This is a genomic window from Arthrobacter sp. P1_B11, assembly GCF_056406715.1.
Genome location: NZ_JBFTZQ010000004.1, coordinates 202458 through 214370, shown reverse-complemented (window position 1 = coordinate 214370; position 11913 = coordinate 202458). Strand labels below are relative to the sequence as shown.

At 67.3% G+C, this 11913-nt stretch carries 8 protein-coding genes and 1 pseudogene; 2 read left to right on the top strand and 7 right to left on the bottom strand.

Annotated features, from left to right (window positions below; translation table 11 throughout):
* Together AC1D14_RS05500 and lipB are read right to left on the bottom strand one after the other, a co-directional pair.
* A pseudogene (locus tag AC1D14_RS05500) lies at positions 1-250 on the bottom strand (lipoyl synthase); the annotation flags it as partial.
* Entirely contained in the window at positions 247-915 is a 669-nt protein-coding gene (lipB, locus tag AC1D14_RS05495) for a lipoyl(octanoyl) transferase LipB (protein ID WP_230116778.1), read from the bottom strand. The gene lipB and the pseudogene AC1D14_RS05500, both read right to left, overlap by 4 nt.
* Before the next feature lie 139 nt (positions 916-1054).
* Between lipB and AC1D14_RS05490 the strand changes: the two genes are divergently transcribed.
* On the top strand, positions 1055-2764 hold the full coding sequence (locus AC1D14_RS05490) for a protein kinase domain-containing protein (RefSeq protein ID WP_230116777.1): 1710 nt from the start codon (positions 1055-1057) through the stop codon (positions 2762-2764).
* 14 nt (positions 2765-2778) lie between these two features.
* Here AC1D14_RS05490 and AC1D14_RS05485 read toward each other — a convergent pair whose 3' ends face one another.
* Entirely contained in the window at positions 2779-3672 is an 894-nt protein-coding gene (locus tag AC1D14_RS05485) for a TIGR01777 family oxidoreductase (RefSeq protein WP_230116789.1), read from the bottom strand.
* Positions 3673-3746: 74 nt separating this feature from the next.
* On the opposite strand from AC1D14_RS05485, the gene AC1D14_RS05480 reads away from it, so the two are divergent.
* Positions 3747-7283 carry a S41 family peptidase gene (locus tag AC1D14_RS05480; RefSeq protein ID WP_230116776.1) on the top strand — a complete coding sequence of 1179 codons (3537 nt, stop codon included), beginning with the start codon at positions 3747-3749 and terminating at the stop codon, positions 7281-7283.
* A gap of 167 nt (positions 7284-7450) precedes the next feature.
* Here AC1D14_RS05480 and AC1D14_RS05475 read toward each other — a convergent pair whose 3' ends face one another.
* The 4 genes from AC1D14_RS05475 to lpdA all read right to left on the bottom strand — a co-directional run bounded on the left by AC1D14_RS05475 (position 7451) and on the right by lpdA (position 11821).
* The gene (locus AC1D14_RS05475) at positions 7451-7882 is read right to left on the bottom strand and encodes an OsmC family protein (protein ID WP_476875963.1); all 432 of its coding nucleotides are present in this window, start codon (positions 7880-7882) and stop codon (positions 7451-7453) included.
* 215 nt (positions 7883-8097) lie between these two features.
* Positions 8098-8451 (bottom strand): hypothetical protein, encoded by a 354-nt coding sequence (locus tag AC1D14_RS05470; RefSeq protein ID WP_230116774.1) that lies wholly within the window; start codon positions 8449-8451, stop codon positions 8098-8100.
* Between the two features lie 155 nt (positions 8452-8606).
* Positions 8607-10322, bottom strand: coding sequence for a 2-oxoglutarate dehydrogenase, E2 component, dihydrolipoamide succinyltransferase (sucB, locus tag AC1D14_RS05465; RefSeq protein ID WP_476968178.1), 1716 nt, complete (start codon positions 10320-10322; stop codon positions 8607-8609).
* A 116-nt stretch (positions 10323-10438) separates the two neighbouring features.
* Positions 10439-11821 (bottom strand): dihydrolipoyl dehydrogenase, encoded by a 1383-nt coding sequence (gene lpdA, locus AC1D14_RS05460; protein WP_230116772.1) that lies wholly within the window; start codon positions 11819-11821, stop codon positions 10439-10441.
* Positions 11822-11913 lie beyond the last annotated feature (92 nt).

Genomic DNA, 11913 nt, shown 5'->3' with positions numbered 1-11913 from the left:
GCCGGGTGCATTCGGAGCCGCCGATCAGGAACGTGGCCTCCTTGTCTTCCCAGCACTCGAAGATGTTGGGGCAGCCGGCCTCCTCACAGACGGTGTGGAGGCCCTCTTTCTTGACGAGGTTCTTGAGCTGGACGAACTCCGGGCCCATCTGGACCTTGGCCTTGATCCACTCCGGCTTGCGCTCCACCGGGGTGGCCGCATTACGCTGCTCAATGCGCAGCATCTTCCGGCCTTCTGGTGCCAGTGTCACAGTAGAACTCCTTCGGGGGTTGCAACTAGGGCGTCTTCATTCTTGCGCAGCTCTTCGATGATCCGCGAAACGAGATCAGCCGGTGCCACGTCGCGGCCGGTCTCCTGGGCAATGGTGGTCACGCCGGCATCGGTGATTCCGCAGGCGATGATCTGGCCGTAAGGGGCGAGGTCGTTGTTGCAGTTGATGGCGAAGCCGTGCATGGTTACGCCCTGGCTGACCCTGATGCCGATCGCCGCGATCTTCCGGGCGGGGCCCTTGTGGTCTTCGTCGATCCACACGCCGGCGCGGCCCCTGATGCGGACGGCCGTAATTCCGAAGTCGGCCAGGACGGCGATGATCACTGCCTCGAGACGCTCGACGTAGTCGCGGATCCCGGCTTTGTTTTTCAGCTTGATGATGGGGTAACCCACCAGCTGGCCGGGTCCGTGCCACGTCAGCTTGCCACCGCGGTCCACGGCTACAACGGGCGTGCCGTCGAAGGGACGCTCGTGGTCCTCGGTGAGCTTGCCGGCGGTGTAGACGGCGGAGTGTTCGAGCAGGAGAACTGTGCTGGGGGCCATGCCGGCCAGGACGTTCTCGTGGATTTCGCGCTGGAGGTCCCAGGCACGCGTGTAATCCACGAGATCCGGGGCAAGACCCAGCTGTGTGAACTCAAGAGTCATGGCATCCAGCTTAGACCCCGGCCGGCGTCCTGCCCGATTGTGTGCCCAAGCTCTCACCCGGCCCGCGGGTCATGTGCCGGCCCCCGCCCCCTGTGGATAACTTCTGCAGGATGTGTCGATTTCCGGTACTCCTTAAGCCATGGACGATGTGAGGCAGGACGCCGACCATTCCGCAGGGCGCGAGCCGAAGGTTCCGGGCTACCAGGTCTGCCGTTGGTTGGGCAGCGGGGCGAGCGCCGCCGTGTGGCTGGTGACGGAAGAGGCTACCGGGCGGAAGCTGGCCCTGAAGTGTTTCGGCGCGGCGTCCGGGAACCACGCCGCGGGGACTGCCGAAGAGGATGTACGCCGGGAGATTCTGATCATGTCCGTCCTTGACCACGGGCATCTGGTCAAGGCGCACGACGTCGTGAGGTTGGGCGAGGCCGCCGAAAGCCCGTTGGGGATCGTGATGGACTACGCACCAGGCGGTTCACTGGGCCAGCTCATCGCCGCCCGGGGCAAGCTGGGCGTGGGGGAGACCGTGACTGTGCTGACGCCCATTGCGCAGGTCCTCGGATACCTCCACGGCAAGGGATTCACCCACTCGGATGTGTCACCGGGAAACGTTCTCTTTTCCGGACACGGAAAGCCTCTGCTCGCTGACCTCGGGGTGGCGCGAATGGTCGGCGATCCCGGCGCCGTTCCCGGCCTCGGGACTGAAGGGTTCAGGGATCCTTCGCCGGTGGACGCCGTACGGGCAGGACTGCAGCCCGGACGCGACGTCTATGCCGCGGCTGCGCTTGGCTGGTACTGCCTCACCGGAGCCCCGCCCCGGCCCACGGCAGACAGGCCACCCCTTTCGCTGTTGGTTCCGGACGTGCCCCGCGAACTTGCCGCCGCCCTGGAGGCAGGCCTGAGTGATGACCGGCGGCGACGGCCGGATGCAGCGGAGCTTGCCACCGCCATCTACCGGAGCGCCGCCGCAGTTCCCGTCGACCTATCTCGCTCTGCGCATCCGACCGTCCTGCCGGAGCTGCTGACACGCAGGCCGGAGCCGCCGTCGTGCGGCAGGCGGCGCGAGCGGATCCGTGCCTGGGGCAGGCGGCTGTCCACGTCCCCGCCCGTCACGGCGTTTCGGCAGCGCAGGACCTCCTACGACCAGGCCTTGCCCGGCCAGACGCTGCCGGACCAGCCGAGGCTGCACTCGCGGCGGGCCGCGACGGCAGCCGCGCCTCGACGTCGTCGTACTGCCGCATGGACCGGGCTTTTCACAGTTCCCGTTCTTGCAAGCGCGTGGCTGCTGCTCGGTGCGCCGGGGACGCCGCTCTGGAACCAGCCTCCGGGCATCGCAGCCACGCTGCCGTCCCTGGTCCGTGGCTTTCCGGGGCCCGGAACCGTTCCGGTTCCGGCGCCGAGGGGGCCGCAGCCGGCAACGGTACTGGATTCCGCGAGGGTTCCGGACGCTGTCCGGAACCAGCTCCGGGCGGGAAATCCCGCCGAGGCTGTCAAAGGGCTGGCCTGGCTGCGCTCGAAGGCCCTGAGTGAGGGCAGGCTGGAATTGCTCGGCGAGGTTAACGCCGGGAACTCCCCGGCCGCGGCCGCGGACCGCAGGATCAGCGCCCGGTTGCAGGACTCCGGGAACATCCTGGCCGGCTTCACCACAAGCCTCACGGCCATCCGGAACATGCCCGAAAGCACTGGGGCGCGGGCCGTGGTCGCCGTGACGGCTTCGACGTCCGGTTACAAGGAGAGATCTGCCGCCGGTGCCGTAGTCGCCACCGGCGCACCTCAGCCAGGCCGCGCTCTGCGGCTGGTCCTGGTTAGAGTGAACGGCAAGTGGCTGATTTCGGACATCCTTCCGGCCCCATGATCGCCCACGTGCCGTCAGGCGCCGCTGACCACCCATGCGGCGGCACGCCGAAGGCTTGGATGCTGCCATTCAAAGCCCGCTTCCTTCAGCAGGGCGGGTTCCACCCGCTGGCTCGCGAGCAGGAGTTCGTCGGCCAGCTTGCCCATGGCCAGCCGCAGCGCTGGCGCCGGAACGCGGAGCAGCGCGGGCCTGTGCAGGGCAGCGGCGAGCTCAGCAACCAGCGTGTTGACGTTGGCGGCTTCGGGGGCGGAGACGATGACGGGGCCGGAGAGCTGGGCCGTCAGGAGGAATCCAAAAGCAGCGGACAGGTCCGGCAACGTGATCCAGGGCCAGTACTGGCGGCCGTTGCCGAGCGGACCGCCAACGCCGAGCCGCAGCAGCGGCAGCAGCCTGCCCAGGGCCCCTCCGGATCTGCTCAGCACCACCGCAGTCCGCGGGGTTACCACCCGGACACCCGGCGGAGCTTCGTGGGCGGCTGCTTCCCACTCAACGCAGATCCGGGCCATGATGCCAGTCCCGGCGGGCGACCCCTCCCGGAGGGCGGCCGACCCGGCGTCGCCGTAGTAGCCGGCTCCGGACTGGCTGATGAAGGTCCTCGGCGGTGTGTCAAGATGCTTCATTGCTGTGGCGAGGGTCCGCGTGGGATCGAGGCGCGAGCGGAACAGCTCATCGATCCGTCGGCGCGTCCATGGCCTGTCGCCGATGCCGGCTCCGGACAGATTGATAACGGCGTCCGCGCCCTCAAGGCAGGCCGGGTCCAGCTGGCCGGCGGACGGATCCCAGCGGACTTCAGCCGGGGAAGCCGGCGTCCTCCTAACCAGCCGCGTGACGTCGTGTCCGTCCGAAACGAGACGGGTGGAAAGATCGGTTCCGATGAGCCCGGAGGCGCCGGCCATGACGATTCGCATGATCCATCTCACCATGTCCCGGCACGGTACGGCACCTCCCAGCCACCCCTGTTGACTTTGACTATGATCGAACGATGACCTCTTCGAGCTACTTCCGATTCCCGCATGTTCACGGCGATCTGGTCACATTTGTGGCCGAGGACGACGTCTGGATCGCGCCTGTCGGCGGCGGCCGCGCCTGGCGGGTTTCCTCCCTGCAACTCCCGGCCCGTAATCCGCGCTTCACGCCTGATGGCAAGAAGCTCGTCTGGACGGTCGTGCAGGGCACGGCGCCCGAGGTTGTCATCGCCGACGTCGACGGCGGCGGATACCGGCAACTGACCTACTTCGGGCACAGCACCACCAAGGTCAAAGGCTTCACTGCCGCGGGCGAAGTAGTGGTCACGAGCGCGTTCCGGCAGGCGGAGAGCCGCCACACGCACGCCTACCGCCTTTCCACCGAGGGTGGCTGGGCCGAGGAACTGCCCTTCGGTCCCGTCGAATCCGTGGCGTTCGGCCCCGAGGTCGGAGACGAGAAGCCCGTAGTCGTGGCCAGCGTCCTGTCCCGCGAACCGGCCTGGTGGAAGCGCTACCGCGGCGGCACTGCCGGCAAACTCTGGATTGACGCCGACGGCAACGGCGAGTTTGAACGGCTGCTCCCGGACCTTGACGGCAACCTGGCGGACCCCATGTGGGTGGACGGACGCATCGCCTTCCTCTCGGACCACGAGGGGTACGGGAACCTGTACTCAGTCCCGCCCAACGGCGGAGACCTCCGCCGCCACACGGACCACGAAGACTTCTACGTCCGCCACGCGTCCACTGACGGGAAGCGTGTCATCTTCGAGTCCGCCGGTGAGCTGTGGATTCTGCATGATCTTGCCTCCGACGCCGTCAGGCTTGAGATCTCGCTCGGCTCGGCCTCCCAGGGCCGCCGCCCGTCGCTGCTGAAGGTTTCCAAGCACCTCGGAGACGTCCGGCCGGACTGCACCGGATCGGCCAGCGCCGTGGAGGCGCACGGGACCATCCACTGGCTGCGGCACAAGGACGGGCCCTCCCGCGTTGTCGAAGGCACTCCGGGTGTCCGGGCAAGACTTCCGCGTCCCCTGACGGATGGCCGCATCGCCTATGTTGCGGACCACGACGGCACGGAGGCCCTGGTTATGGCGGAGATCGCCCCGCGGCTCGAAACCCCGGCTGCCCCGGCAGAGCCCGTCAAGGGACACCAGGAATCCGAGACTCCCGCGGCCCCCCAGCCCAGCCCTGCGCTGCCGAGCCCGGTCTCAGCGGCCGGCCTGGTGGGTCCGGGCGTCGACGTCGCCGTTTCCGACGACTCCCAGGCGGACGTCGCTCCCGCAGCGGGGATAGAGAAACAGCACGGCACGGTGGCGGGCGCGGGGGCTGTCTCGGCACCTGCCGGTTCGGCATCCAGGCGGATCGCCTTCCCGAAGCCGTCGCGCGCCAGCGCCCTGGAGACCAGCCCCGACGGCCGCTGGATCGCCGTCGGCACCGCCTTCGGCGACGTCTACGTGGCCGACACGCGGGACGGAACCATCACGTCGGTGACGAGCATCGGCGAAGGCAGCATCGAAGCCCTGTGCTGGTCGCCGGACTCCGCCTGGCTGGCCTGGTCGGAACCCGTCACGTCCCTCGGCTCCCGCAGCCGCCTGAGGCTGACCCGCGTCCACACGGTGGAGTCCGGGGCAGGGAAGCCAGGCGCCGGGGACCCCGACATCGTCGAGGTGACCGATGGTCGCTTCCGTGACCAGTCGCCGTCGTTCACGCCGGACGGCAAGTTCCTCGCGTTCCTCTCCAACCGCAGCTTCGATCCTGTCTACGACGGGCATTCCTTCGACCTCTCGTTCCCGAGCCCCATCAAGCCGTACCTTGTGGCCTTGGCAGCGGAAACGGCGTCGCCCTTCGGCCCCAACGTGGATCTCTCCGTCGAGACGGAGACGGCGGCAGACCGGGACGCCGACGCCGGACAGCCCGGTAGGCCTGCGCCGGTCCGTGTCGACGCCGAGGGGCTCGCGCACCGGGTCATCAGCGTTCCGGTCCCGCAGGGCAACTATTCCTCGCTGGCCGCGGTCGACGGCGCGCTGCTGTGGCTGGACAGCCCCCTCGCCGGGGTGACCGGCGACGGCAAAGCCAGCTTGGAGGACAAGAACACTGCGCCAACACTGGTCCGGTTTGATCTTGCCAAGCGCAAGGCCGCGACCATTGTGGACGCGCTCGACAGCTACGTCGTGTCCGGTGACGGCAAGAAGGTTGTGCTCGTCCACGACAAACAGGTCCGGGTGGTGCCGTCCGACGCGAAGGCCGACGAGGAATCCGGCCAGCTGGTCAAGGTGGACCTCACACGCATCCGGGTGCTCATGGACCCGCTCAGCGTCTGGGGCCAGGCGTTCGATGAAGCCTGGCGGCTGCAGCGCGATTTCTTCTGGACCGAGGACATGGCCGGCCAGGACTGGGAGTCCATCCACAAGCGCTACCGGCCGCTGGTTGACCGGCTCGGTTCGCACGATGACCTCGTGGACCTGCTGTGGGAACTCCACGGCGAGCTCGGCACGTCCCATGCCTACGTCCGGCCGGCTGCGGCCACCGAGAACGGCAGTAATGGCCAGGGCCGCCTGGGCGCCGACCTGGCATTCACGGGGGAGGGCTGGGAGATCATCCGCATCCTCGCCGGCGAATCCTCCGACCCCCTCGCGACCTCACCGCTGGCCCGCCCCGGCGCCGCCGCCAAGGCCGGGGATGTCCTGCTCGCGGTCGACGGCGTGCCGCTCACCGAGGCCCTGACGCCCGCCATGCAGCTGGTTGGCGCTGCCGGCCGGGCGGTGGAACTGACCATCCGCAACGGTGCCGCCCACGGTCCGGCCGCGGGCGCCCAGCGCCGCATTGCGGTGGTCCCGATCAAGGATGAGGAGCGCCTCCGCTACCAGGACTGGGTGGCCGCTAACCGCCGCACCGTCCGGCAGGCCTCTGAAGGAAGCTTCGGCTACCTGCACGTTCCCGACATGATGGCCAACGGCTGGGCGCAGCTGCACCGTGACCTGGACACCGAAACCGCGCTGGACGGCCTGATCGTTGACGTTCGCCGCAACCGCGGCGGGCACACGTCCCAGCTGGTGGCCGAGCTGATCGGACGCAAGGTGACAGGCTGGAGCATGCCGCGCGGCGAGAAGCCCCGGACCTACCCGCACCACGCACCGCGCGGCCCGGTCATCATCCTCGCCGATGAGTTTGCCGGTTCCGACGGCGACATCATCACCCAGGTCTCGAAGCTTCGGGGAATCGGTCCCGTGATCGGGACCCGGACCTGGGGCGGCGTGGTGGGCATCGACAGCCGTTTCACGCTGGCGGACGGCACCGGGGTTACCCAGCCGCGCTACGCCACCTGGTTCGGCGGCGGCGTGGGCTGGAGCGTCGAAAACCACGGCGTTGCTCCGGACATCGAGGTGACGTTCCCGCCGCACGCCTATGCTGCGGGACGGGACCCGCAGCTGGAGTACGGCATCGGGGCGCTGAAGGAAATGGTTCAGGAGCTTCCCACGGACCGGCCGCCGGCCCGTGAAGGCTACCGCCGACTCCGGCCGGAGCCACTGCCTGCCCGCCGAAACACGGGCGGCTGACCCGGGCTGAGCCTGCGAACCGCTGACCCACAGTCCGGCCCGCGGCAGTCCTGCTCACGGAGAGCCCGGCTCACTGCGCAAAAAGGCCCTGTGCCCCGATGGATCTTCCAGTCCGGGTACAGGGCCTTTTCTGTGTGCCCCTGCTGCGCCGCAGCCGGGGCCAGAAATCAGGAAGCCGCGAGCGTTGCGTCCAGGGTGATGTCGATGCTGGCCAGAGCACCGGAGACAGGGCAGCCGACCTTGGCCTCCGCTGCGATCTTCTGGAACTCGTCTTCGGAGATGCCGGGGACCTTGGCGTTCAGGGTCAGGTGGCTGCCGGTGATGCCCGTGCCCGGCTTAAAGGTGACGTCCGCCTTCGTGTGGACCTCTTCGGGGGTGTGGCCGGCCTGGGCGAGCGCGTGGCTGAAAGCCATGGAGAAACAGGCGGAGTGTGCGGCGGCGATCAGCTCTTCAGGGCTGGTCTTGCCTTCCGAGGCCTCGGTGCGGGCCTTCCAGGTGACCTCATACGTGCCCAGCCCGGAGCTGTCGAGCGTTGTGTTGCCGGCACCCGTCATCAGGTCGCCGTTCCATACCGTGTGTGCGGTGCGTGTTGCTGCCATGTCCACTCCTTAGCTTGGGTTCAGTCAAGGATCCGGCTGACGCCCGATCCTTCCTGCCTAATCCTATGGATTCCCCGTGGTGGACGCACGGGTTGTCCGCTGTCAGAGGATTATGACCGGCCCCCGGAGTGCGCCAGGCAGCCCAACGCAAGAGACGACGACGGCGACGCACCCGCGAGGGGTGCGTCGCCGTCGTCGTTCATTCGATAAGCGGCTCAGTGCCAGATCGTGGCGATGGCAATGTTGATCAGCGCCAGGCCGCCGACACCGTGTGCCAGGCCGGTCGAGATGTCTTCGCCCCTCTTGACCTTGCGCGAGCCGATCACGGCCAGAACGGCAACGGCGAGCCCGATCGCGAACTTAATGCCGAGCTTGAAGTAGTTGGGATCTGAATCCGGCATGAGCGGCAGCAGTCCCATCATCGCAATACCCGTGAGCAGCTGAACGAACGCGCCGTCGCGCTGGCGCGGGTGGATGGTYGGCTGCCTCAGGGTGGCGATCCAGTAACCCACGATCATGGCGGCGCCAACGATGTGCAGGAACAGCAGGATGTCAAAAAGAATTCGCATGGCAACAGTCTAGCCAGATACTTCTACACTCCGTAGTACGAGCGGCCCGCGCGTCCGGCAGGACCCGGTGGTACGAAAAAAGCGGCGGCCACCCCGGGTGCCGGTGGTTATCCACCGACGCCCGGGTTGGCCGCCGCCCTCACAGCGTGCGGAGCCTAGAGTCCCAGGTCCGCTTCGAAGGCGCCCTCTTCGAGGCGGGCCTTGAGCGTCTGCACGAAGCGTCCTGCATCCGCGCCGTCAACCAGGCGGTGATCGTAGGTCAGGGCGAGGTACATCATGGACCGGACGGCGATCGAGTCGTCACCGTTCTCATCGGCCACCACCACGGGGCGCTTGACGATCGCGCCGATGCCGAGGATGCCCACCTGCGGCTGATTGATGATGGGGGTGTCGAACAGCGCACCGACGGAACCGAAGTTGGTGATGCTGAACGTGCCGCCGGAGAGCTCGTCCGGGCCGATCTTGCCGTTGCGGGTGCGGTCAGCGACGTCGGCGATCTTGCCGGCGAGGCCTGCAAGGTTCAGGTTGCCGGCATCGGAGATGACCGGCACCAGCAGGCCCTTGTCCGTGTCCACAGCGATCGCCAGGTGCTCGGCGTTGTGGTACGTGATTTCCTGCTTGTCCTCGTCGTACGCAGCGTTCAGCTTCGGGTGCTGCTTCAGTGCTTCGGCGACAGCTTTGGTGATGAAGGGCAGGAACGTCAGCTTGACGCCGTTCTGGGCCTGGAACGGGTTCTTAGCCTTCAGGCGCAGCTTGGCGATCTTGGTCATGTCCACTTCGTGGACCTGCGTGAGCTGGGTGGAGGTGTCGAGGGACTCGCGCATCCGGCGGGCAATGACCTGGCGGATGCGGGGGGCTTTCTGCACGGTACCGCGCAGGGAGGAAACCGCAGCCGAAGCCGGAGCAGCGGAAGCTGCTGCCGGAGCGGGCTTCGCCTCGGCCGCAGCCAGGACGTCCTGCTTGCGGATGCGGCCGCCAACTCCGGTGCCCGACAGGGAGGAGATGTCCACACCGCGCTGGTTGGCCAGCTTGCGGACCAGGGGAGTAACGTACCCCGACTCGGCGCCGGCAGCCGGTGCCTGTGCTGCGGGAGCCGGTGCAGCGGCGGGGGCCGCCGGTGCCGGAGCTTCTTCTTTGGCCTCGGCCGGAGCAGCCGGTGCTTCTGCCGGCTTCTCCGGGGCAGCAGCCGGCGCGGGGGCAGGAGCCTCGGCCGGCTTCTCGGGAGCCGCGGCAGGTGCCGGCGCGGCAGCGCCGGAGCCGATGACAGCGAGGACGGAACCGACCTCGGCCGTTTCGTCTTCGTTGACGCGGATTTCCTGGAGCGTGCCGGCCACCGGGGACGGGATCTCGGTGTCGACCTTGTCGGTGGAGACCTCGAGGAGCGGCTCATCCACTGCAACGGTGTCGCCAATGGCCTTGAGCCAGCGGGTCACGGTGCCTTCGGTGACGCTCTCGCCCAGGGCGGGGAGAGTGACTTCGTGGCCCTCGCCGGATGCGGCAGGGGCTGCGGCGGGTGTCTCAGCGGCGGGCGCTTCTTCAGCGGGTGCCTCGGCCGCCGGAGCTTCTTCAGCGGGTGCCTCCGCCGCGGGTGCTTCCTCGGCGGGAGCGGCCTCGGGGGCTGATCCTCCACCGGAGCCATCACCGATGCGGACCAGGGGAGCACCAACTTCTGCGGTTTCGTCTTCGGCAACGAGGATTTCCTCGATGACGCCGGCGATCGGAGAGGGGATTTCGGTGTCTACTTTGTCGGTGGAAACTTCGAGCAGCGGCTCGTCCACCTCTACCCGGTCACCTACCTGCTTGAGCCAGCGGGTGACGGTTCCTTCGGTGACGCTCTCACCGAGGGCGGGCAAGTTAACGGATTCAGACATGTCGTCCCCGTTCTCCTTATTGATCTTTTGTGCGGATGATTGCTGGCTTGTTCGAGCTTAGTGCACCCTGCGGATCATGCCGGGTGCACTAAGCCCTGTTGTATTGCGGAGCTGCTTTAGCCGTGGAGGGCTTTGCCCGCGAGGGCGAGATGGGCTTCGCCCAGCGCCTCGTTCTGGGTCGGGTGGGCGTGCACCAGCTGGGCCACATCCTCCGGGTAGGCTTCCCAGTTCACGATCAGCTGGGCTTCGCCGATCTGCTCGCCCATGCGGGAGCCGATCATGTGGACGCCGACGACGGGGCCGTCCTTCTGGCGGACCAGCTTGACGAGGCCGCCGGTGCCCAGGATGGAGCTCTTGCCGTTGCCGGCGAGGTTGTATTCCTGGATCTCGACCTGGTCGTCGCCGAACTTGTCCTTGGCGCCCTTTTCCGTGTAGCCCACAGTGGCGATCTCAGGCTCGGAGTAAGTGACCTTGGGGATGTTGACGTCTTCAACAACGACCGGCTTCAGGCCGGCGATTTCCTCGGCCACGAAAATGCCCTGCTGGTAGCCGCGGTGGGCAAGCTGGACGCCCGGGACGATGTCGCCGACGGCGTAGACGTTGCCGACGCCGGTGTGCAGGCGTTCGTTGGTGATGACGAAACCGCGGTCGATCGTGACGCCGGCCTCTTCGTAGCCAAGGTTGGCCGTGACCGGTCCGCGGCCGACGGCCACGAGGAGAAGGTCGGCTTCGAAGGTCTTGCCGTCCACCAGCGTGACCTTGACGCCGTTCTCGTTCTGCTCGACGCCCTGGAAGAAGACGCCGGTGGAGAACTTGATGCCGCGCTTCTTGAAGGCGCGCTCAAAGTTCTTGACGATCGCGGCGTCCTCGTTCGGGACCAGCGACGGCAGGCCTTCGACGATGGTGACGTCTACGCCGAAGGACTTCCAGACCGAGGCGAACTCGACGCCGATGACGCCGCCGCCCAGGATGATCGCGCTCTTGGGGATGTAGTCCATGGTGAGGGCTTCGTCGGAGGTGATGACCTTGCCGCCGATTTCCAGGCCAGGCAGCGTGCGGGAGTAGGAACCCGTGGCGAGAACGATGTTCTTGCCCTTGTAGGCCGTGCCGTTCACGACGACGGTGTCCGTGCCCTGGAGCTTGCCCTCACCTTCGATGACGGTGATGCCCTTGGACTTGATCAGGCCCTGCAGGCCCTTGAACTTGCCGGCGATGATGCCGTCTTTGTAAGCGTTGACAGCGCTGATGTCGATGCTGTCCAGGGTGACGTTGACGCCGTACTTCGCGGAATCGCGGGCGTGGTCGGCCAGTTCGGCAGAGTGCAGCAGCGCCTTGGTGGGAATACAGCCGTTGTGCAGGCAGGTTCCACCGAGTTTGCCCTTCTCCACGAGGCCGACGGTGAAGCCAAGCTGAACGGCCCGGAGGGCCGTGGCGTATCCGCCGCTGCCGCCACCGAGTACCAGGATGTCGAATTCTTGCGCAGTTGCCTGATCGGCCACTTAGACGCTCCCTCGCGTGAACGATGACACGAGAGTACGCATCATCTGGTCTTGGAACTTGCTCTGCCGTGATTATGCCAGCAGGCCGGTTC